Genomic DNA, 26432 nt, shown 5'->3' with positions numbered 1-26432 from the left:
CGCCAAACGCAGGTCACGCGAAGGCCGTCTGCATGTCGAACGCGAAGCCCTTCGGTGCGGCTTGCGGATCGTCGAACGTGACGATCTCGTACGCATCTTCGTTCGCGAGCAGTTCGCGCAGCAGCGCGTTGTTCAGCCCGTGGCCCGACTTGTACGCCGTGTACGACGCCAGCAGCGGATGGCCGATCACGTACAGGTCGCCGATCGCGTCGAGCATCTTGTGCTTCACGAACTCGTCGTCATAGCGCAGCCCGTCGTTGTTCAGGATGCGGTACTCGTCGAGCACGATCGCGTTTTCCATGCTGCCGCCACGGGCGAGACCCATCTCGCGCAACATCTCGGCTTCATGGGCGAAACCGAACGTGCGTGCCCGCGCAATCTCGCGCACGTACGACGTATTCGCGAAATCGACCTCGAGCTCCTGGCCGGTCTTGTCGACGGCCGGGTGACGGAAGTCGATCGAGAATTTCAGCTTGAAACCGAAGTACGGATCGAGACGCGCGAACTTGTCGCCATCACGGATTTCGACCGTCTTCTTCACCTTGACGAAGCGCTTCGGTGCGTTCTGCTCCTCGATCCCGGCGGACTGGATCAGGAACACGAAGGTCGCCGCGCTGCCGTCCATGATCGGGATTTCCTCGGCCGTCACGTCGACATAGAGGTTGTCGATACCGAGGCCGGCACATGCCGACATCAGGTGCTCGACGGTCGACACGCGCACGCCATCCTTCTGCAACACCGACGCGAGCCGCGTATCGCCGATCGACGTCGCCGCGGCGGGAATGTCGACGGGCGTGGGAAGGTCGACGCGCGAGAAGACGATGCCCGTGCCGGGTGCGGCAGGACGGAGCGTCAGCTCGATCTTGCGGCCCGAGTGGACACCGATACCCACGGTCTTCACGGTGGATTTGATGGTGCGCTGCTTCAGCATGATGTTCTTCGTCGTGATTGAAGATATCAATCAGGAGTTATATTCAATAGGGGAGATTATAGCGTAATTCCCTATTCAGCGTCGTTTGAAACTGCGTATCAATCTGTTTCGACCGTTTACCCGCGCCGATACGGGACGGGCCGATGCCCGGAACGGAGGCGTTTCCGGTCATCGGCCCGTGTTACAACTGCCCTGAGGCCGGTGAGCAGCGTTGCCGGAAGGCAACGGCGCACCGCACGATCAGGACGTCAACGTCGCGAGAACACTCGCCGCATCGCTCACTTCGAATTTGCCCGGCGCCTCGACGGCCAGCGTCTTGACCACACCGCCGTCAATCACCATCGCGTAGCGCAGGGAACGAATTCCCATGCCACGCGCCGACAAATCCTGCGTCAGCCCCAGCGCATGAGTGAAAGCAGCGCTGCCGTCCGCCATCATGCGCACCTTGCCCGCGGTGTGCAGATCACGTCCCCATGCGCCCATCACGAATGCGTCGTTGACGGACACGCACCAGATCTCGTCGATGCCCGCCGCGCGCAACTGCTCGGCGTGTTCGACGTAGCCCGGCACATGCTGCGCCGAGCAGGTCGGCGTGAAAGCGCCCGGCAATCCGAAGATCACCACCCGCTTTCCCGCAACCTGGTCGCGCACGCTGTAGGCGTTCGGCCCCAGCGTGCACCCTTCGCGCGCGTCGTCGATGTACTCGAACAATTGCGCGTCGGGCAGCGCGTCGCCCACTTGAATCATGGCTGGTCCCTCATAGCGATACGGTTTTTCAGCGTGTCGCGGACAGCACGGTCCATCCCGCCCCGCTTGAGCGGAGAGGGCACGTTTCCCGGCCCGGCGTCGCAGCCGACGCGGCCTGTCGTGGTCCGTAGCATCCGTCACGCCGGCGTTACCGCGGCAGATTCGCCGCGGCTTCGCCTGTGTGTGCGTCAGTCAGCCTGCTTGCGCAGGAAAGCCGGGATGTCGTACGTGTCGACACCCTTCTCCTGCAGCGCCTGCACGTGCGATGCCGCGGTTTCGCGCGAATTGCGCCACACCGCCGGCGTGTCGAGCGCGCCGTAGTCTGCCGTGCTGACGTGATGCGTCGGCGCATAACCGTGCGACACCGCGCTGACCGGCTGGTTGTCCGTACCCGTGCGCAGCAGCGTCATCGGTGCCGATTGCTGCTTCTTCGCCGCACGACCCAGACCCGTTGCCACGACCGTCACGCGCAGCGCATCGCCCATTGCGTCGTCGTACACCGCACCGAAGATCACCGTCGCATCTTCCGCCGCGTAGCTCTTGATCGTGTTCATCACTTCGCGCGTTTCCGACAGACGCAGCGAACGGCTCGACGTGATGTTGACCAGCACGCCGCGCGCGCCCGACAGATCGACGCCTTCGAGCAGCGGGCTCGCCACGGCCTGTTCCGCCGCGAGGCGTGCGCGATCGACGCCGGCGACCGTCGCCGTGCCCATCATCGCCTTGCCCTGCTCGCCCATCACCGTCTTCACGTCTTCGAAGTCGACGTTCACGAGGCCATCGACATTGATGATTTCAGCGATGCCTGCGACCGCGTTGTTCAACACGTCGTCCGCGCACTGGAAGCACTTGTCCATCTCGGCGTCGTCGCCCATCACGTCGAACAGCTTGTCGTTCAGAACGACGATCAGCGAGTCGACGTGATCCTCCAGTTGCTGCGAACCGGCTTCAGCGACGCGCATGCGCTTGCCGCCTTCGAACTCGAACGGCTTGCTGACGACACCTACCGTCAGGATGCCCATCTCCTTCGCGATCTGCGCGACCACCGGTGCCGCGCCCGTGCCCGTGCCACCGCCCATGCCGGCCGTGATGAACACCATGTGCGCGCCGCGCAGTGCGTCGGCGATGCGCTCACGCGCTTCTTCCGCTGCCGCACGACCCATTTCCGGCTTCGCACCGGCGCCCAGGCCCGTGTTGCCGAGCTGGATCACCGACGATGCGCGCGAACGCGACAGCGCCTGCGCATCCGTGTTCATCACGATGAAGTCGACGCCCTGCACGCCGCGGTTGATCATGTGCTGGACGGCATTGCCGCCAGCGCCGCCAACGCCGACCACCTTGATGATGGTGCCGTTGGTCTCGGTTTCCAGCATTTCGAATTCCATTGTTGCCTCCGTCAAGAGAATGACTGCTACTCGGCCGTTATTCGGCAGGAGATCGGGCAACCCCCTGTCGCGCGCCAGCCGCCGGCACCAGCGCGAATTTCGATTCGGTTCGATTCGTCAGAAGTTGCTCAGGAACCATTCCTTCATCCGCGAGAACACTTGCCCCGCGTTGCCGGACTGCACGGCGACCTTGCGGCCGCGCATGCGCTGGGCACTGCCTTCGACGAGCAGCCCCATCGCCGTCGAGTAGCGCGGATTGCGCACGACGTCGGAGAGGCCACCTGCATATTCCGGCGCGCCGATGCGCACCGGTTTCAGGAAAATGTCTTCGCCGAGCTCGACCATGCCGGGCATCATCGATGCACCGCCGGTAATGACCACCCCGGAGCTCAGCAGTTCTTCGTAACCGGATTCGCGCACGACCTGCTGCACGAGCGAGAACAGTTCCTCGACGCGCGGCTCGATCACCGCGGCCAGCGCCTGGCGCGACAGCGTGCGCGGACCGCGTTCGCCGAGGCCCGGCACTTCGACCATTTCGTCCGGATCGGCGAGCGCCTGCTTCGCGATCCCGTAGCCGACCTTGATGTCTTCCGCATCCGGCGTCGGCGTGCGCAGCGCCATCGCGATGTCGCTCGTGATCTGGTCGCCGGCGATCGGAATCACCGCGGTGTGGCGGATCGCGCCTTCGGCGAAGATCGCGATGTCCGTCGTGCCGCCGCCGATGTCGACCAGCACCACGCCGAGATCCTTCTCGTCTTCCGTCAGCACGGCCAGCGACGACGCGAGCGGCTGCAGGATCAGGTCGTTCACTTCGAGCCCGCAGCGGCGCACGCACTTGACGATGTTCTGCGCGGCACTCACCGCGCCCGTCACGATGTGCACCTTCACTTCCAGCCGGATGCCGCTCATGCCGATCGGCTCGCGCACGTCTTCCTGGCCGTCGATGATGAATTCCTGCGTGAGGATGTGCAGCACCTGCTGGTCGGTCGGGATGTTGATCGCCTTCGCGGTCTCGATCACGCGCGCGACGTCGGTCTGCGTGACTTCCTTGTCCTTGATCGCGACCATCCCGCTCGAGTTGAAGCTGCGGATGTGGCTGCCCGCGATCCCCGTGAACACGTTGGTGATCTTGCAGTCGGCCATCAGCTCGGCTTCCTCGAGCGCGCGCTGGATCGACTGCACGGTGGCCTCGATGTTGACCACCACACCTTTCTTCAGACCCTTCGACTCGCTCTGGCCGAGGCCGATCACCTCGTAGTGGCCTTCGCCCTTCAGCTCGGCGACGATGGCCACCACCTTCGACGTGCCGATGTCGAGGGAAACCAGCAGATCCTTGTAGTCTTTGCTCATAAAGTGCTCTTGCGTGTGATCTCTCGTTACTTCTTGCGCTTGTCGGTATCGGTCAGGAACCGCATGCCTGCCGCGCGAATCGCGAATCCGTTCGGATAGCGCAGGTCCGCGTACTCGATGTCGTTGCCCCAGCGCTCCGTGACAGCCGGCCATGCGGCGACCAGGCGCTGGCTCCGGTCATGCAGCGACTCGCTGTTGCGTTCCTTGCCCAGCTCGACCTGCATGCCGTTCGACAGCTTCACCGTCCACGCGTACCGCGCCGACAGCGTCACTTCTTCCGGCGCCGCCTTCAGCGGCGCAAACCATTTCCCGAAGTCGCGATACCGCGTGACGACTTCCTTCGCACTGCCCTCCGGGCCGTCGAACGCCGGCAGTTCCTGCTCCAGCTCGCCCTGGTTCGCGGTGAACAGCTCGCCATCGACGCTCACGAGCTGGTCGCTGCCCCAGGTCCCGAGCGGTTTGTACTCCTCGAGCGTGACAGCCAGCGCATTCGGCCACACCCGGCGCACGCTCGCATGGCGCACCCAGGGCATCTGCTCGAACGCGGCGCGCGCGGCGTCGAGATCGACCGTGAAGAAATTGCCCTTCAGCCGGCCGACCACGCCCGCGCGCACCGTCGGTGAATTGATGTGCTCGGTGTCGCCGTCGATCCGGATTTCCCGCAGCGCGAACGTCGGGCGCTGGATCAGCCAGTAGCAACCGGCCGCCGCCAACACGAGCAGCAGCAGCGCGTACAGCGCGCTGGCGGCAAGGTTGAGTTGGCGAACGTTGTTCCACATACGTCGTTCCGTTCCTGCGTCAGTCGTTGAGCGTGAGCGACAGCACCTTCACGACCAGCTCCGAATAGCTGATGCCGACCGCGCGCGCGGCCTTCGGCGGCAGCGAGTGGTCGGTCATGCCCGGCGCGGTGTTCACTTCCAGGAAGTACGCGTTGCCGTCGGCGTCGAGCATGAAATCCGCGCGGCCCCAGTCGGTGCAGCCGAGCACGTCGAACGCCCGGCGCGCGACGCGCTTGAGCTCCGTTTCCTTGTCGGCGGGCAGCCCGCACGGAATCAGGTATTGCGTGTCGTCGGCGACGTACTTCGCGTGATAGTCGTAGAACTCGCCGGCCGGCACGATCTTGATCACCGGCAGGTCGAGATCGCCGGCGATGCAGGCGGTGTACTCGCCGCCGCCTTCGATGCTCTTCTCGACGATCACGATCGGGTCATGCTTGGCGGCTTCCGCAAGCGCGGCCGGCAGCGCGTCGGCCGTCTTCACCTTCAGCACCGCCACGCTCGAGCCCTCGCTCGCCGGCTTCACGAACAGCGGCAGGCCGAGCTTCGCGACGATGTCCGTCGCGCGCGCCGCGAGGTCGTCGCCGCGCAGCACCGTCTCGAACGGCGGCGTCGGCACGCCCGTCTGCTGCCACACGAGCTTCGTGCGGAACTTGTCGAGGCCGAGCGCCGACCCGAGCACGCCGCTGCCCGTGTAGCGAATGCCGTAGAAATCGAGCGCGCCCTGGATCTGGCCGTTCTCTCCGTAGCCGCCGTGCAGGGCGTTGAACGCGCGCACGAAGCCTTCATCCTTCAGCGCCGCCAGCGGACGCTCGGCCGGGTCGAACGGGTGCGCGTCGATGCCCGCGTCGCGCAGGCCCTGCAGCACGAGCTTGCCCGACGTGAGCGACACCTCGCGCTCCGAGGACTCGCCGCCGAACAACACCGCCACCTTGCCGAAACGTTTCGGATCAATCCCGCTCATGTCATGCCTTCTGTTGAGTGTGCTGCGCAACCTTCGCCGGCACGCCGCCGATCGAACCCGCGCCCATCGTGATCACCACGTCGCCGTTCTGCGCGACCTTCGCCAATGCGTCCGGCACGTCGTCGACCGTCGCGACGAACACCGGGTCAACCTTCCCCACCGCGCGCAGCGCGCGCGACAGCGCGTCGCCGCTGGCGGTCGAGATCGCCGCCTCGCCCGCCGCGTAGACTTCCGTCAGCACCAGCGCGTCGACCGTCGACAGCACGTTGACGAAATCGTCGAAGCAGTCGCGGGTGCGCGTGTAACGGTGCGGCTGGAACGCCAGCACGAGGCGGCGGCCCGGGAACGCGCCGCGCGCGGCCGCGATCGTCGCGGCCATCTCGACCGGGTGATGGCCGTAGTCGTCGATCAGCGTGTACTGGCCGCCGTCCGCGGTCGGCACGTCGCCGTAGCGCTGGAAGCGCCGGCCGACGCCGTTGAATTCCGCGAGCGCCAGCTGGATCGCATCGTCCGACACGCCGAGATCGGTCGCGATCGCAATCGCCGCGAGCGCGTTCTGCACGTTGTGCAGGCCCGGCATGTTCAGCACGACCGCCAGCGGCGCGCGCCCTTCGCGGATCACCGTGAAATGCATGCGGCCGTCGCGTGCGTCGATGTCTTCCGCGCGCACCTGCGCGTCCGGCGACAGCCCGTAGCGCACGACCGGCTTCGAAATGAACGGGATGATCTGCCGCACGTTCGGATCGTCGACGCACACGACCGCGCTGCCGTAGAACGGCAGGCGCTGCGTGAATTCGATGAACGCCTGCTTGAGCCGCGCGAAATCGTGGCCGTAGGTGTCCATGTGGTCGGCGTCGATGTTCGTGATGACCTCGATCACCGGATACAGGTTCAGGAACGACGCGTCCGACTCGTCGGCCTCGGCGACGATGAAGTCGCCGGTGCCGAGCCGTGCGTTCGCGCCGGCGCTGATCAGGCGCCCGCCGATCACGAAGGTCGGATCGAGCCCGCCCGCCGCCAGCACGCTCGCGACGAGGCTCGTCGTCGTGGTCTTGCCGTGGGTGCCGGCGATCGCGATGCCCTGCTTCAGGCGCATCAGCTCCGCCAGCATCACCGCACGCTGCACGATCGGCACGCGCTTCGCGCGCGCGGCCAGCACTTCCGGGTTGTCCGAACGCACGGCCGTCGACACGACGACCGCGTTCGCGCCCTCGATGTTCGCCGCGTCGTGGCCGATCGCGATCCGCGCGCCGAGCGCCTGGAGACGATCGGTCACCGCGTTGCGCGACAGGTCCGAGCCGCTGACCTCGTAACCGAGGTTGACGAGCACTTCAGCGATGCCGCTCATGCCCGCGCCGCCGATCCCGACGAAATGAATGTGTTTGACGATGTGTTTCATTGCAGTGTTTCCAAGTTCGCGCCGGCCGCCTTCGCGCACACGCGCGCGACTTCGTCGGTGGCCTCGGGCTTCGCCAGCGAGCGCGAACGCTCCGCCATGTCCGCGAGCGATGCACGCGACTGGCCGCGCAGCCAGTCGGCAAGCAGTTCCGCCGACAGGTCGCGTTGTTGCACCAGCACGGCCGCGCCCGCATCGGCGAGGAACGCGGCGTTGCTCGTCTGGTGATCGTCGACCGCGTACGGGAACGGCACGAACAGCGCCGCCACGCCCACCGCCGCGATCTCCGACACCGTCATCGCCCCCGACCGGCAGATCACGAGATCCGCCGCCGCATACGCGGCCGCCATGTCGTCGATGAACGGCACGAGCCGCACGTCCTCGCCGGCCGCGAAACCGGCCGCTTCGTAATTCGCCTTCAATGCTTCGATGTGCTTCGCGCCGGCCTGGTGCACGATGCGCGGGCGTTCGCCCGGCGCCAGCATCGCCAGCGCGCGCGGCACGACCTCGTTCAGCGCGGCCGCCCCGAGGCTGCCGCCGACGACCAGCACGTTCAACGGGCCGCTGCGCGATGCATAGCGTGCTTTGGGCGCTTGCGTGCCGGCAAGTTCCGCGCGAATCGGGTTACCCGTCCATTCCGCGTGCGGCAGCGCGCCGGGGAACGCGACGAGCACGCGTTTCGCGAATTTCGCGAGCACCTTGTTCGTCAGGCCCGCGATCGAATTCTGTTCATGCAGCACGAGCGGACGGCCCGACAGCGCGGTCATCACGCCCGCCGGGAACGTGATGTAGCCGCCCATCCCGAGCACGACGTCGGGCCGTACGCGGCGCAGCGCGGCGAGGCTCTGCCCGCATGCGCGCAGCAGGTTGAACGGCAGCGTCAGCTTGGTCTTCAGGCCCTTGCCGCGCAGCCCGCCGAACCGCACGTATTCCATCGGAATGCCGTGCTTCGGCACGAGCGTCGCTTCCATCCCGGCCGGATTGCCGAGCCACACGACTCGCCAGCCCGCCGCTTCCATCCGGTGCGCGACCGCGAGCCCCGGGAACACGTGGCCCCCGGTGCCGCCTGCCATCACCATCAGCGTGCGTTGCGACGCGGTCATACCTTCCCTCCGCGCATCAGCAAGAATGAACGAATGTTTTGGCTACGGCCGCTTCGCTTAACTTCGCGCGCTTCGCGCACGAAGTTAGCCTTCACCGAAATCGCGTACTGACGCGGGGAGGTCATACCTTCCCTCCCCGCATCAGTACGCGATTTTCGTAGTCCACCCGCAGCAGCACCGCGAGCGCGACGCAGTTCAGCAAAATGCCCGAGCCGCCGTAGCTCACGAGCGGCAGCGTCAGGCCCTTGGTCGGCAGCAGCCCGAGGTTCACGCCCATGTTGATGAAGGTCTGCGCGCCGAACCAGATGCCGATCCCCTTCGCCATCAGGCCCGCGAACGTGCGATCGAGTGCGAGCGCCTGGCGGCCGATCTCGAACGCGCGGCGCACGATCCAGTAGAACAGCAGGATCACGACCAGCACGCCGACGAAACCGAGCTCCTCGCCAATCACCGCGAGGATGAAGTCGGTATGCGCTTCCGGCAGGTAGTTCAGCTTCTCGACGCTGCCGCCGAGGCCGACGCCGAACCATTCGCCGCGGCCGAACGCGATCAGCGAGTGCGTGAGCTGGTACGCCTTGCCCTGCGCGTAACGCTCGTCCCACGGATCGAGGTACGCGAAAATCCGCTCGCGACGCCACGGCGACAGCCACACCAGCATCGTAAAGGTGCCGATCGCGGTGGCGACCAGGCCGCCGAACAGCTTGCCGTTCACGCCGCCGAGGAACAGCACGCCCATCGCGATCGCCGCGACCACCATGAACGCGCCCATGTCCGGCTCGAGCAGCAGCAGCGCACCGACCAGGCCGACCGCGAACGCCATCGGCAGGAAGCCCTTGGCGAAGCTCTGCATGTATTCCTGCTTGCGCACCGTGTAGTTCGCCGCGTAGATCGTCACCGCGAGCTTCATGATTTCCGACGGCTGCATGTTCGTGATGCCGAGCGGAATCCAGCGGCGCGCACCGTTCACGCCCTTGCCGACGTGCGGGATCAGCACGATCACGAGGCCCACGAGCGCGATCAGGAAGAGTTGCGGCGCGTATTTGTCCCACGTCGACACCGGCACGCGGAACGCGACCACCGCCGCGACGAACGCGACGGCGAGCGAGATGCAGTGGCGCATCAGGAACGCGTAATCGTGATACGACGCGTATTTCGGCGAATCGGGCATCGCGATCGACGCCGAATACACCATCACGACGCCGAGCCCGAGCAGCGCGATCGCGACCCACAGCAGCGAGTAGTCGAAGTCGAGCATCCGCGAACGGCTCGGGCGCACGCCGTTGACGACGCTCGCGAGGCCGCCCGTCGCGGCGCGCGTGGCCGACGCGACGCGGCCGCCCGCGGCATTGCCGCCGGTGTCGCGACGATCGTTGAAACGGGAGACGATGCGATCGGACCAGCTCATGGCGTCGCTCCTTTGTCGATGGCGATTTCGTCGACCGCCGCGCGGAACACATCCGCGCGATGGGCGTAGTTCCTGAACATGTCGAGGCTCGCGCAGGCAGGCGACAGCAGCACCGCATCGCCCGGCTCCGCGAGGTCGGCCGCCGCGTGCACCGCCCCTTCGAGCGTCGTGTGGTCGGCGAGCGGCACGCCCGTTTCGGCGAGCGTGTCGCGGAGCGCCGGCGCGTCGCGGCCGATCAGCATCACCGCGCGGCACCAGCGCGCGACCGGCGCGACCAGCGGTGCGAAATCCTGCCCCTTGCCGTCGCCGCCCGCGATCAGCACGATCTTCTGCGCCAGCCCGTCGAGCGCGGCAACCGTCGCGCCGACGTTCGTGCCCTTGCTGTCGTCGACGTAGTCCACGTCGTCGATCGTCGCGATGACTTCGACGCGATGCGCTTCGCCGCGGTACTCGCGCAGCGCGTGCAGCAGCGGTGCGGCCGGCAGGTCGATCGCGCGGGCGAGCGCGAACGCGGCCAGCGCGTTCGCCGCGTTGTGCAGCCCGCGGATGCGCAGCGCGTCGGCCGGCATCAGGCGCTTCTGCGCGATGTCGGGCGTATGCGCGGCATCGCGCTTGCGCCGACGGGTCGTCGTCGCGGTTTCGTCCGGGGCGTCGCGATCGACCGCTTCGACCAGCCACGCGATGCCGTTATCGCGCGACAGCCCGTAGTCGCCGTCCTGCACCGGTTCGTTCAGGCCGAACGTGATCGTGCGCGGCGCGTCGGCCGCGCCGGCTGCCGGGGCGAACTTCATCACGGCCGCATCGTCGCGGTTCAGCACGCGCGTCGTCGTTGCGCCGAAGATCCGGCCCTTTGCCTGCGCGTACGCGTCGAAGCTGCCGTGCCAGTCGAGGTGGTCCTGCGTGATGTTGAGGATCGCGGCCGCATCGGGCGCGAACGTGCGCGCGGTCTCGAGCTGGAAGCTCGACAGTTCGAGCACCCACACGTCGGGCAGCGCGGTTTCGTCGATCGCGCTGGCGAGCCGGTCGAGCATCGCCGGGCTGATATTGCCCGCGACGGCGACCTTCTTGCCCGAGCGCTGGCACAGCAGGCCGGTGAGGCTCGTCGTCGTGGTCTTGCCGTTGGTGCCGGTGATCGCGAGCACCTTCGGCTGGTAGCCGCTCGTGCCGAGCGCGCGCAGCGCCTGCGCGAAGAATTCCAGCTCGCCCCACACCGCGACGCCCTGTTCGTTCGCGGCCGCGACCAGTGACGCGAGTGCCGGTTCGAGCGGCGACAGCCCGGGGCTCAGCCCGACGAGCTCGACACCGCCGTCGAGCAGCGCAGGCGTGAACGCCCCGCCGACGAATTCCGCATCGATGCCTTCGGCCTGCAGCGCGGCAAGGTTCGGCGGCGCCTCGCGGGTATCGGCAATACGCAGCCGGCACCCGTGCCTCGCGCACCATCGCGCGATCGCGAGACCCGATTCCCCGAGCCCCAGTACGAGCACCATCGGCCGTTGCCGATCTCCAAACATCTCGCCAGACATCCTTGTTACCTTTCCTTTACCGCAGCTTGAGGGTGGTCAGACCGAACAGGCACAGCATCAGCGTGATGATCCAGAAACGCACGACCACCTGCGTTTCCTTCCAGCCGGACAATTCGAAATGGTGATGCAGCGGCGCCATCTTCAGCAGGCGCCGCCCTTCGCCGTAGCGCTTTTTCGTGTACTTGAACCACGAAACCTGCAGCATCACCGACAGCGTTTCCGCGACGAAGATGCCGCCCATGATGAACAGCACGATTTCCTGGCGCACGATCACCGCGACAGTGCCGAGCGCGCCGCCGAGCGCCAGCGCGCCGACGTCACCCATGAACACCTGCGCGGGGTGCGTGTTGTACCAGAGGAACGCGAGCCCTGCCCCACCCATCGCGGAACAGAAGATCAGCAGTTCGCCCGCGCCCGGAATGTGCGGGAACAGCAGGTATTTTGAATAGACGGCGCTGCCCATCACGTACGCGAACACACCCAGCGACGCACCGACCAGCACGACCGGCATGATCACGAGGCCGTCGAGGCCGTCGGTCAGGTTCACCGCGTTGCTCGCGCCGACGATCACGAAGTACGTCAGCACGATGAAGCCCCACACGCCGAGCGGGTAGCTGATCGACTTCAGGAACGGCAGCATCAGGTCGGCGCGTGCCGGCAGCCCCATCGACAGGCCGCTCCTCACCCATGCCATGAACAGGTCGAACACGCGCACGTTGTTCGCCTCGGATACGCTGAAGGCGAGGTAGACGGCCGCGAACAGCCCGATCACCGATTGCCAGAAATACTTCTCGCGCGACGACATCCCGCGCGGATCCTTGTGGACGACCTTGCGGTAATCGTCGACCCAGCCGATCACGCCGAAACCGAACGTGACGAGCATCACGATCCAGATGAAACGGTTGGTCAGGTCGCCCCACAGCAGCGTCGCGACCGCGATGCCGATCAGGATCAGCACGCCGCCCATCGTCGGCGTGCCGGACTTGACCAGATGCGTCTGCGGGCCGTCCTTGCGCACGGCCTGACCGACCTTCATTTGCGTCAGCTTGCGGATCACCCACGGTCCGCACACGAGCCCGATCCCGAGCGCGGTGATGGTGGCCATCACCGCACGGAACGTGAGGTACGTGAACAAGCGCAAAAAGCTTGCGTCTCCTTGCAGCCATTGCGCCAGCGCCAGCAGCATGCTTCCTTCCTTCTACTCAGTGTGCAGCGGACGTCGTGCCCGCTGCGGGTTGGTTCGTCAGCGCGTCGACCACGCGCTCCATCTTCATGTACCGCGAGCCCTTCACGAGCAGCGTCGCCTGCGCGCCGTAACCCGCCGCGAGCAATGCGCCGACCAGCGCGTCGACGTCGTCGAAATGGCGGGCCGTGTCGCCGTACGCGGTGCAGGCATCGCGCGACGCGTCGCCGAGCGCGAACAGCGCGTCGATCCCGCGCTCGCGCGCGTAGGCACCGACCTCGCGATGGAAGGCCGGGCCTTCGTCGCCGACCTCGCCCATGTCGCCAATCACCAGCACGCGCGGCGCCGGTTGCGCGGCGAGCACGTCGATCGCGGCACGCATCGAATCGGGATTCGCGTTGTACGTATCGTCGACGACCGTTGCGCCCGCGAGGCTGCCTGCGATCGCCTGTTTCACCTGCAGCCGGCCCTTGACCGGTTCGAACGATTCGAGACCCTGCTTGATCGCCGACAGCGCGACGCCGGCGCCCAGCGCCGCCGCCGTGGCGGCCAGCGCGTTGCGCGCGTTGTGCTCGCCGAGCGCACGCAGCCGCACCGTGACGGCGCCCGCGGGCGTGTCGATCGCGAGTTCGCCGCCGTGCAGGCGGCCCGTGACCTGCGCGTCGCTTTGCCGTTCGGCATCGTGCAGCGCGAAATCGAGGATCCGGTTGCCGGTTGCCGCAACGCGCCAGATGCCCGCGTATGCGTCATCGGCCGGAAACACCGCGACGCCGTCCGGCGGCAACGCGTGAATCACGGCCGCGTGCTCGAGCGCGACGGCTTCGACCGTCGCCATGAACTCCTGGTGCTCGCGCTGCGCGTTGTTGACGAGCGCGACCGTCGGCGCCGTGAGGCGCGCAAGGACTTCCGTCTCGCCCGGGTGATTCATCCCGATCTCGATCACCGCGAGACGATGCGCGGCCGACAGGCGCAGCAGCGTCAGCGGCAGGCCGACATCGTTGTTCAGGTTGCCGGCCGTCGCGAGCCGCGCGTCGGCGCCGACCGCCGCCGCGAAGATCGACGCGATCATTTCCTTGACGGTCGTCTTGCCGTTGCTGCCCGTCACCGCGACGAGCGGCAGCGCGAATCGTTGGCGCCAGCCATGCGCCAGCGCGCCGAGCGCAGCACGCGTTTCACCGCCTTCGATCACCGGCATCGTGACGCCCGCCGGCACGTGCGCGACCAGCGCCGCGGCAGCGCCGCGCGCGGCGACATCGCCGAGGAAGTCGTGCGCATCGAAGCGCTCGCCTTTCAGTGCGACGAACAGGTCGCCGGGGCCGGCCGTGCGGCTGTCAGTCGACACCCGGTCGAACGTGACGCTCGCGTCGCCGTGGACGGTCGCGCCGGGGATCAGCCGAGCGGCTTCGCCGAGACTGAGCATCGTCATTCGGCGCCTCCCTTGCCGTGCGTCGCGCGCGCTGCGAGCGCGAGCCGCGCGTGATCCTGGTCGGAGAACGTACGCTTCTTGCCCATGATTTCCTGCGTGGCCTCGTGGCCCTTGCCGGCCAGCACAACGACATCCTCGCGTGCCGCGCCGCGCACGGCCTGCAGGATCGCGCTCGCGCGATCCTCGATACGGCGTGCGTGATCGGGCGCGGTCATACCCGCGACGATCTGGTCGATGATGCGCTGCGGATCCTCGCTGCGCGGGTTGTCGCTCGTGACGACGGTTTCATCGGCGAGCCGCTCCGCGATCGCGCCCATCAGCGGGCGCTTCGTCGCATCGCGATCGCCGCCGCAGCCGAACATGCAGACGAGCCGGCCGCCGCGCGCCGTGGCGATCGGGCGCAGCGCGTCGAGCGTCTTTTCGAGCGCGTCGGGCGTGTGTGCGTAGTCGATCACGACCAGCGGTTCGTCGTTCTGCAGCCGGCCGCCGAGCCGCTGCATCCGGCCGTTGACGGACTCGAGCCGTGCGATCTCGGCGAGCGCCGCGTCGAACGGCACGTCGGCCGCAAGCAGCGAGCCGAGCACGGCCAGCAGGTTGCTGACGTTGAACGTGCCGAGCGTGCCGACCTCGACGTCCGCGTCGCCCCACGACGAACGCAGGCGGAACGCCGTGCCGGTCGCGGTGGCGCGCACGTCGAGCGCGACCAGTTCGCGATCGGCGTCCGGCACCGGTGCATCACCGATCCCGTACGCGATCGTACGCACGCGACCGGCCAGTTTCTCGAGCAGGCGCCGACCTGCTGCGTCGTCGCGGTTGACGACTGCCGCGCGCAGGCCGCGCCATGCGAACAGCTTCGCCTTCGCGGCTTCGTACGCGTCGAACGTGCCGTGATAGTCGAGGTGATCCTGCGTGAGGTTCGTAAACACCGCGATGTCGAAAGCCGTCCCGTTCACGCGCCCCTGGTGCAGCGCGTGCGACGACACCTCCATCGCCACGGCCTTCGCGCCCGCGTCGCGCAATTGCGCGAGGCTGCGCTGCAGTTGCGGCGCGTCGGGGGTCGTGAAACCGGTCGGCACGAGCTGGCCGGGCATCCCGGTGCCGAGCGTGCCGATCACCGCGCACGGCTGGTGCAACGCCGTCAGCGCCGTGGCGATCCACTGCGTGCACGAGGTCTTGCCGTTCGTGCCGGTCACCCCCACCGCGAGCAGGTTGTCGCTCGGATCGCCGTACCAGCCGCTGGCGATCTCGCCGGCGAGCTGGTCGAGCGCCGGCACGGCCAGTGCGACAGGCACCGCCGGCGCAGCGGCCAGCCCTTCCGGCTGATACAGCACGGCGGCCGCACCGCGCGCGACGGCTTCGGCAATGAATGCGCGGTTGTCGGCCCCGTCGACTGCATACGCAAAAAACACGTCGCCCGCCTCGAGGCTGCGCGTGTCGGCATGCAGTTGCGCTGCGGGGGCCACATGCTGACGCAGCCACGCAAGCGCGGCTGCGATCTGCTGATGCGCCGGATGGGAACTGCGAGCGGCGCTCATCGAACAACTCCTGGTGAATTACGCGTCGTGCTGGACACGATCATATGCTTCGCACCGCCACCCGCGGGCAGCTTTTGCGGCCCCGTCGCGGAAGGTGCTGCCGGCGAATCGTCAGACACGACGAGCTGCTTGATCGGCATGTTCGGCGGCACGTTCAGCGCACGCATCGTGTCGCCGGCGATCGCCGAGAATACGGGGCCGGACACCTGGCCGCCGAAGTGGCTGCCGGCGGTCGGCTCGTCGACCGACACCGCGACGACGATGCGCGGATTCGGCATCGGCGCCATCCCGACGAACGAGGCGCGGTACTTGCGCGTGTAGCCGTGGCCTTCATGCTTGTACGCGGTACCGCTCTTGCCGCCGACGCGATAGCCCGGCACGGCCGCATCCGGCGACGTGCCGCCCGGCGCCACCACCGTCTCGAGCATCGCGCGCACTTCGCGCGCGGTGGTCGGGTTGAACACCTGCGTGCCGACGACCGGCTGGTTGGGGTCGGTCTTGAAAATGGTCACGGGCATCAGCTCGCCGTCATGCGCGATCGCCGTGTAGGCGCGCGCGAGCTGGAACAGCGACACCGACAGGCCGTAGCCGTACGACATCGTCGCCTGCTCGATGCGGCGCCAGCTCTTCCACGGACGCAGGCGGCCGGCCACCGCGCCCGGGAACCCGACCTTCGGCGCCTGGCCGAGGCCGATGCTCGTATACATATTCCACATTTCCTCGGGCCGCATCGTCATCGCGATCTTCGTCGCGCCGATGTTGCTCGACTTCTGGATCACGCCGCCGACCGTCAGCGTGCCGAACCCCGCGTCGTCGGTGATCGGTGCGCCATCGAGCACGAAATGCCCGTTGCCCGTCTCGACGAGCGTGTTCGGCGTCACGCGGTGCAGGTCGAGCGCGAGCGACACCGTAAACGGCTTCATGATCGAGCCCGGCTCGAACACGTCGGTCATGATCCGGTTGCGCAACTGCTCGCCCGTCATGCGCGAGCGGTCGTTCGGGTTGTACGTCGGGTAGTTGACGAGTGCGAGCACCTCGCCGGTGCGCACGTCGACGACCATCGCCGCGCCGGCCTTCGCCTTGAACTTCTCGACGGCGGACTTCAGGTTCGCGTACGCGATGTACTGGATCTTGCTGTCGATCGACAGGTCGACGTCGGTGCCGTTGTGCGGCGGGATCTGCTCGGCGACGTCCTCGACGATGTGCCCCATCCGGTCCTTGATCACGCGACGCATGCCCGACGTACCGGACAGCATCTTCTGGTCGCCCAGCTCGACGCCTTCCTGCCCTTCGTCCTCGACGTTCGTGAAGCCGATCAGGTGAGCGGTGATCTCGCCTTCCGGATAGAAGCGCTTGTATTCGTTGCGCTGATAGATACCGGGAATGTCGAGCGCGGCGACCTTGTCCGCGACGTCGATCGGCACCTGGCGCTTGACATAGACGAAACCCTTGTCTTCCGACAGCTTCACGCGCAGTTCCTTCGACGTCATGCCGAGGAGCTTGCCGAGCTGATTGACCTTGTCGGCATCGAGATCGTCCGGCACCGCGTCGGGAATCGCCCAGATCGCGCGCACGGGCAGGCTCGTCGCGAGCACGAGCCCGTTACGATCGAGAATCTTGCCGCGCGTCGCCGGCAGATCGATCGTGCGCTGATAGCGGCTTTCGCCCTGCTTCCGATAGAACGCGTTGCCGGGCCCCTGGATCCAGAACGCGCGTGCGGCCAGCGCGACGAACGCCATGAACAGCAGGAACACGACGAGCTTCGAGCGCCACATCGGCAGATGCACGCCGAGCACGGGGCTCGACGAGAACTTCACGTTATGGCGCTGCGGAGACGGCTTCATCGCGCGCCTCCCTTGCCCTTGCCGGCCGTGTCCGCCGAAGCCGGGATCGGCGCATCGATCGCCTTCGCGGCGCCCGGCGGCAGCGTCAGGTATTGCGTGCGGCCGGTCGTGATCGGCTGCATCTTCAGCGAATCGTTCGCGAGCTGCTCGATGCGCGAGGTCTTCGACAGCGCGCTCTGCTGATATTGAAGCTGCGCGTAGTCCTGCTGGAGCTGACGCTCCTGCGACTGCGCACGCTGCAGCTGGATGAAGATCTGGCGCTGCTGGTTCGTCGAATTGACGACCGACAGCGCGCAACCCATCACGATGATCAGCAGGAAGATGTTGAAGCGGCTCATGGCGTGACGCGCTCCGCAATGCGCATCACGGCGGAGCGGGCGCGCGGGTTCGCTGCGACTTCCGCTTCACTCGGAAACTGGCGGCTGACGATCTTGAGCGGCGGGCTCGGGAGGTCGACGGCGCGGATCGGCAGGCGACGATCGACCGCAGGCGCACTCGCGTGCGCCTGCATGAATCGCTTGACGATCCGGTCCTCGAGTGAATGAAAGCTGATGACCACCAGCCGCCCCCCTTGCTCCAGCAACGACAATGCCGCGTCTAGTACGACTTGCAGGTCCGCAAGCTCTTGATTGACGTGAATCCGTATAGCCTGAAAGGTGCGGGTTGCCGGATCCTTGCCCTTCTCACGGGTTTTGACGACGTGACCCACGATTTGGGCAAGCTCGCCCGTGGTGTCGAGAGGCCCAAGACGGTCGGACTCTGCCCGGCGAGCAACAAGCGCCTTTGCAATCTGAAAAGCAAACCGTTCTTCCCCATAATCCCGTATCACCTCCGTCAATTCCTGCACCGAAGCCCGTGCGAGCCATTCCGCCGCCGACTCGCCGCGCGTCGGATCCATCCGCATGTCCAGCGGACCATCGGCGCGGAAGCTGAAGCCGCGCGCCGGATCGTCCACCTGCGGCGAGGACACGCCCAGGTCGAGCAACACCCCCGACACCTTCTCGACGCCGCGCGCCGCAAGCGCGTCGCGCATCGATGCAAAGCTGTCATGCACGATCGAGAAGCGCGCATCCTCAATGCCCTGCGCCGTCTCGATCGCCCTCGGATCCTTGTCGAACGCGATCAGCCGCCCGCCCGGCGCCAGCCGCGCGAGCACCGCACGGCTATGGCCGCCGCGCCCGAACGTACCGTCGACATAAATGCCGTCCGGTCGCGTCACGAGCGATTCGACCGCTTCGTCCAACAACACGGTCCGATGCTGCAATTCGTTTCCCATCGCGGGCGTCTCCGTCACCGCAATCAGAACGTGAAATTCTTCAGCGCGTCGGGCATGCCCTGCGCCATCGCTGCCTGCTCCTTCGCGTTGTAGGTCTGCGAATCCCACAGCTCGAAGTGACTACCCATTCCCAACAACATGACTTCCTTTTCCAGTCCGGCTGCCATGCGCAGCTCGGGCGATACGAGAATCCGGCCCGCGCTGTCGAGATCGACATCCATCGCATTGCCGAGAAAAATGCGCCGCCACCAGTGCGCGTCCATCGGCAGCGCGGCGATCTTGGCGCGGAATACTTCCCATTCGGGGCGCGGAAACAGCAACAGGCAGCCGTCCGGGTGCTTGGTCACAGTCACCCGTCCTTCTGCCTGTCCTTGCAGCGCTTCGCGATAGCGAGCCGGCACCGACATCCGCCCTTTCGCATCGAGCGTCAGCGCCGACGCCCCTTGGAACACTTTCCGCTCTCCCGTTCAGGGCACCGAAGCACCCGCTACATGCTGAGAATTTAGCCGGAATAGCCCGCCAAATCACACAAAAATACACTTTTTCACACTGTCTCCCACTTTAGAGGAAGGGTGTGGCACGGTCAAGGGAGCGGCCCGCTTTTTTGACGAATTTTGTTAGTTAGAACAAGGACTTACGCGCACATGCTCATGCGGCCCCTCATTCTAAAAACCGTTATAAATGAATGAGCTAGTGCAACTTGTGAAGGTGATACGTGAGAAAGACGGGCCAGACGGGTGTGCGCACGGGGCTTTCGGGGGCGGGAAAACGCGGAATAAACGGGCGGTATCAGCGGTGGGGAACCGGGACGACGTCATGCATCGCCCCGGTGGGAATCTCACAGATAGTACGCAGTGCTCGTCATGACTTTCGACGCGGCGCGCATCAGCATCCGTGCGGGCAGCGGCAGCTCGATCCCGCCTGCGTCGGCCGCGGCCTTGCCGTGCTTCACCTCGTCGATACGCATCTGGTCGACGATTGCGCGCGACGCGGTATCGGCCGCCGGCAACTCGGACATGTGGCCTTCGAGATGGCTCTCGACCTGCCGTTCGGTCTCGGCCATGAAGCCGAGGCTGACCTTGTCGCCGAGCGCGCCGGCCGCCACGCCGATTGCGAGCGAACCCGCATACCAGAGCGGGTTCAGCAGGCTCGGGCGAGAGTCGAGCTCTTTCAGGCGATGCGCGGTCCACGCAAGGTGATCCTCCTCCTCGCGTGCGGCCTCCTCGAACATCGCCTTCGCCGACGCCGTGCGCGCGGTGAGTTTCTGCGCCTGGTACAGCGCCTGTGCGCAGACCTCCCCGACGTGGTTCACGCGCATCAGCCCGGCGGCATGCGTACGCTCCGCAGGCGTCAGTTCGACGGCCGGCGCCTCCGCCGGCGCGGGCACCGGCCGGCTCATCCGGCTAATGCCGGTCAGCGATCGCAGGCCGCGATCGAATTCGCTGATCAGTTCATCCAACACCATCCTGTTCTCCTGGCTGCAGGTGCTGCCGCGAGCGGCAAGGGCACGAGTCCGCTGCGTAACCGACTTGATTATTCAGCGGAAATTGCGGTTAACCCGTGATTTTAACCATTGTTGCATAAAGGAAACATGGCGACCTTGAGCTGCGGCATTTCGCTTTGTGGCAAAAAGCGGTTTTGCTACATTACGTGCGACTTCTTGCGAAGTTGATGGGGCCCGTCAACAGAACATAACTATCCGCCCCGCCAGAAAAATTCAGTGAATTTTGGAGATCCGTTAATGAAAAAGTCGCTTCTCGCGCTCGTCGCGCTGGGCGCGTTCGCTGGCGCTGCCCACGCGCAAAGCAGCGTGACGCTTTACGGCATCATCGATGAAGGCCTGCTCTTCAACAACAACGCGGGCGGCAAGCACCTGTACAGCATGGCCAGCGGCGTGATGCAAGGCAGCCGCTTCGGCCTGCGCGGCACCGAAGACCTCGGTGGCGGCCTGAAGGCGATCTTCACCCTCGAAAACGGTTTCGACGTGAACAGCGGCAAGCTCGGTCAGGGCGGCCTGATGTTCGGTCGTCAGGCTTACGTGGGCCTGTCGAGCCAGTACGGTACGGTCACGCTGGGTCGTCAATACGACTCCGTCGTCGACTTCGTCGGCCCGCTCGAGGCAGGCGACCAGTGGGGCGGCTACATCGCTGCTCACCCGGGCGACCTCGACAACTTCAACAACGCGTATCGCGTGAACAACGCGGTCAAGTTCACGAGCAACACGTACGGCGGCTTCTCGTTCGGCGGCTTGTACAGCTTCGGCGGTCAGGCAGGCCAGTTCTCGAAGAACCAGGTCTGGTCGCTCGGCGCAGGCTACAACAACGGCCCGCTGGTCTTGGGCGTCGGTTACTTGAACGCACGTACGCCGAACCAGTTCGGCGGCATGTTCAACAACGGCTCGGCATCGTCGTCGGTCTCGTCGCCGATCTACGGCGCGTACGCGAACAACGCGAACACGTACCAGGTCATCGGTGCAGGCGGCGCCTACACGTTCGGCGCAGCGACGATCGGCGCGACGTACTCGAACACGAAGTTCAAGGGCTTCTCGGCAGGCCCGTTCGTGAACCAGACCGCGACGTTCAACAACGGCGAAATCAACTTCAAGTATCAGCTGACCCCGGCGCTGATTCTCGGCGCTGCGTACGATTACACGCAAGGCAGCAAGATCGACGGCAACTCGGCAGCCAAGTACCACCAAGGCTCGCTGGGCGTCGACTACTTCCTGTCGAAGCGTACGGACGTGTACGCAATCGGCGTGTACCAACACGCATCGGGCAACGTGCTCGACTCGAACGGCAATGTCCTGAAGGCGACGGCAGCGATCAACGGTCTCGCAGGTTCGAGCTCGGCCAACCAGGTCGCAGCACGCGTCGGCATCCGCCACAAGTTCTAATCAGCTTGCCTGGCAAGCCGCAGCATATTGAAGGCGCCTTCGGGCGCCTTTTTCTTTTCCGGTCGGTGCAGCCGCGAAGCCTGAGCGTGGCGAATCGTCCCGCCTCCGACAAACCGGTTTTGGGGGTGCCGTGCCGCCCCTGCGGCATCGAAACGTGCTGCCGCCACCGCAAGCCCACTCCGGCGGCCGCGTCGCTCGAAAACAGCCTCGCCGGAGCCACGCCACAAACCAAAAAGCCCGGCACAAGCCGGGCTTCCCTTTCGTTCGACCACGCCGTTACGCGCGTCCGTCGCGCAGTTCGCGCCGCAGGATCTTGCCGACGTTCGTTTTCGGCAGCTCCGTACGGAACTCGACCAGCTTCGGCCGCTTGTAGCCGGTGAGCCGCTCCTTGCAGTAGGCAAGGATGTCCTTGTCGGTGAGCGCCGGGTCCTTCTTCACGACGAACAACTTCACGGCTTCGCCGGAATGCTCGTCGGGCACGCCGACCGCCGCCACCTCGAACACGCCCGGATGCGACGCCACCACGTCCTCGACTTCGTTCGGGTACACGTTGAAGCCCGACACGAGGATCATGTCCTTCTTCCGGTCGACGATCTTCACGTAACCTCGCGCATCCATCACGCCGACGTCGCCCGTCTTGAAGAAGCCGTCCGCGAACATGACCTTCGCGGTTTCGTCCGGCCGGTTCCAGTAGCCGGCCATCACCTGCGGCCCGCGAATGCAGATCTCGCCGGGTTCGCCGAGCGCGACGTCGTTGCCGGCGTCGTCGCGAATCGCCACTTCGGTCGACGGCAGCGGCAAGCCGATCGTCCCGCTGTACTCGGTCGCCGTCACGGGGTTGCAGGTCGCCACCGGCGACGTTTCGGACAACCCGTAACCTTCGATGATTGCCGTATGGGTCTTTTCATACCAGCGTTTCGCGACGCCTTCCTGGATCGCCATGCCGCCGCCGTTGGCGATCACGAGCTTCGACAGGTCTAGCTGATTGAATTCCGGGTGGTTCAGCAGTGCGTTGTACAGCGTATTGACTGCCGGGATCGTCGAGATCTGGTAGCCCTTCAGCTCCTTGATCATCCCGGCGATGTCGCGCGGGTTCGGGATCAGGATGCCCATGCCGCCGGTGCGCATCGTCAGGAAACCGCAGACGGTCAGCGCGAACACGTGATACAGCGGCAGCGCGACAACAGTCACGAACTGTTTCACGTCGGGGAATTTCTCATGCGCCGGATGATGCCAGGCGCCCGCCTGCAACACGTTCGACACGATGTTCCGGTGCAGCAGCGTCGCCCCCTTCGCCACGCCGGTCGTACCGCCCGTGTATTGCAGGAACGCGACGTCATCGGGGCCGATCTTCTGCGCCTTGAATGCCTGGCGCGCCCCTTCCGACAGTGCGGCCTTGAAGCGCGTGAACGACGGCAGTTGCCAGGCAGGCACCATCTTCTTGACGTTGCGCACGACGTAGTTGACGAGCCATCCCTTGATGCCCAGCAGATCGCCCATCGATGCGACGACGACGTGCTTGACGCCCGTATTCGCGATGACGGCCTGCAGCGTCGACGCAAAATTCTCGAGGATGACGATCGCCTCCGCACCGCTGTCCTTCAGCTGATGCTCGAGCTCGCGCGGCGTATAGAGCGGATTGACGTTGACGACGGTGTAGCCCGCGCGCAGCACCGCAGCGATCGCCACAGGGTACTGCAGCACGTTCGGCATCATGATCGCGACGCGCGCGCCGCGCGCAAGCCCGCGCGATTGCAGCCACGCGCCGAACTGGCGCGACAGCTTGTCGAGTTCGCCGTACGTGATGCCCTTGCCCATGCAGACGAATGCCGTGCGGTCGCGATACTGCCGGAAGCTTTCGTCGAGCAGGTCGGGAACAGAGGGATAAGGAGACGCGTCAATTTCGGCTGGAACGCCGGGTGGGTACGATTTCAGCCAAATTTTGTCCATACCGCGCGTCTCCTCACTGATTTTCGAATGGTCGTGCTAAAACGCATCGTAACGGCTCGCTCGTTCCGAGACAACAGGGTTAGATGTCCACTTCGAACTTCCGTGGAAATTCGTCTGATCATACGGGGATATCCGATCAAACGCGCTCAACTTCCACGAGGCAGTCGTAGAACGTCGCCGAATTCCCGAGATCGGTGAGTGCCTGGCTCGTCACTTCGTTCGCGTTTCTGCCGTCCGGCGACAGTTTCTTCCACCAGATCGACAGCCCGACGACGAGCCCTGCGCGCGCGCGATCGGTAACTCTCGCGAGCGCCTGCATCGATCCGCGGTCGTTGAAGATGCGAACGACGTCACCTTCCACGATCCCGCGCGCATCGGCGTCAGACGGGTGGATGTCGAGATGCGGCTCGCCTTCGGTATGACGCAGGCTGTCGACGTTCACGAACGTACTGTTCAGGAAGTGGCGAGCCGGCGGCGAGATCATCGCGAGCGGATAGCGTGCGGCGAGCTCCGGCGCGGCCTCTGCCGACTCGAACGGCGGCAGGTAGTCGGGCACGGGATCCACGCCCATCTGCTCGAGTCGGGGGCTGTAGAACTCACACTTGCCGGACGGCGTGCGGAAACCACCGTTTGCGAACGGCGCCTCCGGCAGCTTGAGCTTCAACCAGCCATCGCGCTTGAGCGTATCCCAATCGCTGTCGAGCACTGGATCGTCCCAGCGGAGCGCCGCGCGCGCGACCTCTTCGTCGTTGTGATAAAGCGCCGGTTCATCGAGCCCCATGCTTCGCGCGATGCCGCGGAAGATCTCCGTATTCGGCCGAGCCTGTCCCACCGGAGGAATCGACGGCAGGTTCGCCATCACGTAGGTGTGACCGTACGATTTGTGGATGTCCAGATGCTCGAGCTGGGTGGTGGCCGGCAACACAATGTCGGCGAAATCGACGGTATCTGTCTTGAAATGCTCGAGAACGACCGTGAACAGATCCTCACGCGCGAACCCTGCCGCGACCTTCGATGAATCCGGCGCGACCGCCACCGGGTTCGAGTTGTATACGATCACCGCTTCGACCTTCGGCCCGAAGGTAGCGTCGCCCGGGTGCAGCAACGCGTCGCCGATTGCGTTCATGTTGATGATGCGCGGGAGTTTGTGCGGCCAGCCCGGCATCAAATCCGGACGAAGCAGCGCAGCCTGGTTGACCGGCGCGGATTCCGACGACGAGAGCAACAGCCCGCCGGCCCGGTCCCGCCAGGCGCCCGTGAGTGCTGGCAGGCTTGCGATCGCGCGTACGGCGTTGCCACCGCCGCGAACGCGCTGCATGCCGTAGTTGAGTCGGATCGATGCCTTGCGGGTGGCACCGTAACAACGTGCAAGGTCGATCAGTTCCGACGCGTCGATCCCGCAGATCTGCGCAACGCGTTCCGGCGGATAGGACATCGCCCGCTCCTTGAGCGCATCGAAGCCGAGCGTATGGCTGGCGATGTAATCGTGGTCGAGCAGGTCTTCGGTTATCAGCACGTACATCATGCCGAGTGCGAACGCGCCGTCGGTACCAGGCTTCAACGCGATGTGCTGTTGACACTTCTCGGCTGTCAGCGAACGATACGGATCGATGGCGACAAGACGTGCGCCTCGGCGCTTCGCTTCCTGCGCACGCGTCCAGAAGTGCAGGCTCGACGCGATCGGGTTTGCTCCCCAAATCAGAATCAGCTCGCTTTCCTCGAAATGCTCGAGGTGCATGCCGAGACTGCCGCCATAGGTGTAACGCAACCCCGCTGCACCGGCCGCCGCGCAAATCGTGCGCTCGAGGCGCGAGGCGCCGAGCTTGTGGAAGAATCGCTGAGCGATGCCCTCCCCCTGCACGAGCCCCATCGTCCCTGCGTAGCTGTACGGCATGATCGCTTCCGGCGCGCGCGCCGCGATTTCACCGAGACGACGACCGATCTCATCGAACGCCTCGTCCCAGCTGATGGGTACGAAATGCCCCTCCCCCTTGGCACCGACGCGCTTGAGCGGGACGGTGAGGCGATCGGGGTGATGAACGCGATCGGCGTATCGACTGACTTTCGTACACAACACGCCTTGTGTCGGCGGATGGTCGGGATCGCCCGTGACCTTGATCGCCTTGCCGTTTTCGACGGTCACACGCATTGCGCACGTGTCCGGACAATCATGCGGGCAAACGGCCCTAGCTACCTGAATGGCGGCGTTCATCGTTTTGTGTGCAGAGATGGGGATTCGCAAATTTTACGTGGACACGCCGAATAAAGCGTTCATTTCGTACGGTGTCTGAGGTATTTGGCCGAAACGCGATGGGGGAATCGGTTCAGTTTCGGTGGTTCGGTGCGTTGTCCGCGGGGGATTTGCGTGGCGACCCAACACTTGTTGTCGACGATGGCAAGCTGATCACGTACGAGTGTGCTGCCCCAGGTGCGGGAGAGAGAAATTGCAGCTTTGATCGGAGATAGCAGCAATAGGCTAAGGGATCGCGGATGATACTGGCCGATTGGCGTGCCGGGAGCGGCGAGTTCTCGGGAACGGCAGGTGTCTGAATCGACGCATTCGGCGCGTGGATATGGCCAGGCTGGCCACTACGCGCACCGTGCATTTCCGCCGCTTAAATGCAAAAACCCCCGCCTTTCGGGCGGGGGTTCTTGGCTTAGGGAGCCTGACGATTACCTACTTTCACACGGGAATCCGCACTATCATCGGCGTAGAGTCGTTTCACGGTCCTGTTCGGGATGGGA

21 protein-coding genes are annotated in these 26432 nt (G+C 65.5%); 1 reads left to right on the top strand and 20 read right to left on the bottom strand.

The window, feature by feature from the left end:
• Positions 1-13: 13 nt before the first annotated feature.
• The 18 genes from lpxC to coq7 all read right to left on the bottom strand — a co-directional run bounded on the left by lpxC (position 14) and on the right by coq7 (position 20309).
• Positions 14-931, bottom strand: a complete 918-nt coding sequence (lpxC, locus tag CFB41_RS02490; protein ID WP_089455540.1) for a UDP-3-O-acyl-N-acetylglucosamine deacetylase — start codon at positions 929-931, stop codon at positions 14-16.
• A gap of 240 nt (positions 932-1171) precedes the next feature.
• The gene (locus tag CFB41_RS02485) at positions 1172-1678 is read right to left on the bottom strand and encodes a peroxiredoxin (protein WP_011350844.1); all 507 of its coding nucleotides are present in this window, start codon (positions 1676-1678) and stop codon (positions 1172-1174) included.
• Between the two features lie 188 nt (positions 1679-1866).
• Entirely contained in the window at positions 1867-3063 is a 1197-nt protein-coding gene (ftsZ, locus tag CFB41_RS02480) for a cell division protein FtsZ (RefSeq protein WP_011350843.1), read from the bottom strand.
• 117 nt (positions 3064-3180) lie between these two features.
• Positions 3181-4413, bottom strand: coding sequence for a cell division protein FtsA (gene ftsA, locus CFB41_RS02475; RefSeq protein WP_006487138.1), 1233 nt, complete (start codon positions 4411-4413; stop codon positions 3181-3183).
• A gap of 26 nt (positions 4414-4439) precedes the next feature.
• The gene (locus CFB41_RS02470; RefSeq protein ID WP_011350842.1) at positions 4440-5192 is read right to left on the bottom strand and encodes a cell division protein FtsQ/DivIB; all 753 of its coding nucleotides are present in this window, start codon (positions 5190-5192) and stop codon (positions 4440-4442) included.
• Positions 5193-5211: 19 nt separating this feature from the next.
• Positions 5212-6153, bottom strand: coding sequence for a D-alanine--D-alanine ligase (locus tag CFB41_RS02465; RefSeq protein WP_089455539.1), 942 nt, complete (start codon positions 6151-6153; stop codon positions 5212-5214).
• A 1-nt stretch (position 6154) separates the two neighbouring features.
• A complete protein-coding gene (gene murC, locus CFB41_RS02460; protein ID WP_089455538.1) occupies positions 6155-7552 on the bottom strand; it encodes a UDP-N-acetylmuramate--L-alanine ligase in 1398 nt (465 codons plus the stop codon).
• On the bottom strand, positions 7549-8652 hold the full coding sequence (gene murG, locus CFB41_RS02455) for an undecaprenyldiphospho-muramoylpentapeptide beta-N-acetylglucosaminyltransferase (RefSeq protein WP_089439164.1): 1104 nt from the start codon (positions 8650-8652) through the stop codon (positions 7549-7551). The genes murC and murG overlap by 4 nt, the downstream gene beginning before the upstream one ends.
• 121 nt (positions 8653-8773) lie before the next feature.
• Complete coding sequence (gene ftsW / locus CFB41_RS02450; RefSeq protein WP_089455537.1) at positions 8774-10057, bottom strand: putative lipid II flippase FtsW; 1284 nt, start codon at positions 10055-10057, stop codon at positions 8774-8776.
• Positions 10054-11568: a UDP-N-acetylmuramoyl-L-alanine--D-glutamate ligase gene (murD, locus tag CFB41_RS02445; protein WP_089455536.1), complete on the bottom strand. Its 1515-nt coding sequence runs from the start codon at positions 11566-11568 to the stop codon at positions 10054-10056. The genes ftsW and murD overlap by 4 nt, the downstream gene beginning before the upstream one ends.
• A gap of 28 nt (positions 11569-11596) precedes the next feature.
• A complete protein-coding gene (mraY, locus tag CFB41_RS02440) occupies positions 11597-12766 on the bottom strand; it encodes a phospho-N-acetylmuramoyl-pentapeptide-transferase (RefSeq protein ID WP_006477019.1) in 1170 nt (389 codons plus the stop codon).
• 16 nt (positions 12767-12782) lie between these two features.
• Complete coding sequence (gene murF / locus CFB41_RS02435) at positions 12783-14189, bottom strand: UDP-N-acetylmuramoyl-tripeptide--D-alanyl-D-alanine ligase (RefSeq protein WP_089455535.1); 1407 nt, start codon at positions 14187-14189, stop codon at positions 12783-12785.
• Entirely contained in the window at positions 14186-15724 is a 1539-nt protein-coding gene (locus CFB41_RS02430) for a UDP-N-acetylmuramoyl-L-alanyl-D-glutamate--2,6-diaminopimelate ligase (RefSeq protein WP_089455534.1), read from the bottom strand. The genes murF and CFB41_RS02430 overlap by 4 nt, the downstream gene beginning before the upstream one ends.
• Positions 15721-17568 carry a penicillin-binding protein 2 gene (locus CFB41_RS02425; RefSeq protein WP_089455533.1) on the bottom strand — a complete coding sequence of 616 codons (1848 nt, stop codon included), beginning with the start codon at positions 17566-17568 and terminating at the stop codon, positions 15721-15723. The genes CFB41_RS02430 and CFB41_RS02425 overlap by 4 nt, the downstream gene beginning before the upstream one ends.
• Positions 17565-17906, bottom strand: coding sequence for a cell division protein FtsL (gene ftsL / locus CFB41_RS02420; protein ID WP_009694564.1), 342 nt, complete (start codon positions 17904-17906; stop codon positions 17565-17567). The genes CFB41_RS02425 and ftsL overlap by 4 nt, the downstream gene beginning before the upstream one ends.
• Positions 17903-18844 carry a 16S rRNA (cytosine(1402)-N(4))-methyltransferase RsmH gene (gene rsmH / locus CFB41_RS02415; protein ID WP_089455532.1) on the bottom strand — a complete coding sequence of 314 codons (942 nt, stop codon included), beginning with the start codon at positions 18842-18844 and terminating at the stop codon, positions 17903-17905. The genes ftsL and rsmH overlap by 4 nt, the downstream gene beginning before the upstream one ends.
• 23 nt (positions 18845-18867) lie before the next feature.
• Complete coding sequence (gene mraZ, locus CFB41_RS02410; RefSeq protein WP_006487094.1) at positions 18868-19296, bottom strand: division/cell wall cluster transcriptional repressor MraZ; 429 nt, start codon at positions 19294-19296, stop codon at positions 18868-18870.
• Between the two features lie 386 nt (positions 19297-19682).
• Positions 19683-20309: a 2-polyprenyl-3-methyl-6-methoxy-1,4-benzoquinone monooxygenase gene (coq7, locus tag CFB41_RS02405; protein WP_089424416.1), complete on the bottom strand. Its 627-nt coding sequence runs from the start codon at positions 20307-20309 to the stop codon at positions 19683-19685.
• A gap of 276 nt (positions 20310-20585) precedes the next feature.
• Between coq7 and CFB41_RS02400 the strand changes: the two genes are divergently transcribed.
• Positions 20586-21737: a porin gene (locus tag CFB41_RS02400; protein ID WP_089455531.1), complete on the top strand. Its 1152-nt coding sequence runs from the start codon at positions 20586-20588 to the stop codon at positions 21735-21737.
• A gap of 276 nt (positions 21738-22013) precedes the next feature.
• Here the strand turns inward: CFB41_RS02400 and CFB41_RS02395 are convergent, their stop codons facing one another.
• Positions 22014-23687, bottom strand: coding sequence for a long-chain fatty acid--CoA ligase (locus tag CFB41_RS02395; protein ID WP_089439157.1), 1674 nt, complete (start codon positions 23685-23687; stop codon positions 22014-22016).
• A gap of 136 nt (positions 23688-23823) precedes the next feature.
• On the bottom strand, positions 23824-25899 hold the full coding sequence (locus CFB41_RS02390) for a molybdopterin-dependent oxidoreductase (protein WP_089455530.1): 2076 nt from the start codon (positions 25897-25899) through the stop codon (positions 23824-23826).
• Positions 25900-26432 lie beyond the last annotated feature (533 nt).

Origin of the sequence: Burkholderia sp. AU33803 (genome assembly GCF_002223095.1) — a bacterium.
Taxonomy (GTDB): domain Bacteria; phylum Pseudomonadota; class Gammaproteobacteria; order Burkholderiales; family Burkholderiaceae; genus Burkholderia.
This window is presented reverse-complemented; position numbering and strand designations above follow the sequence as displayed.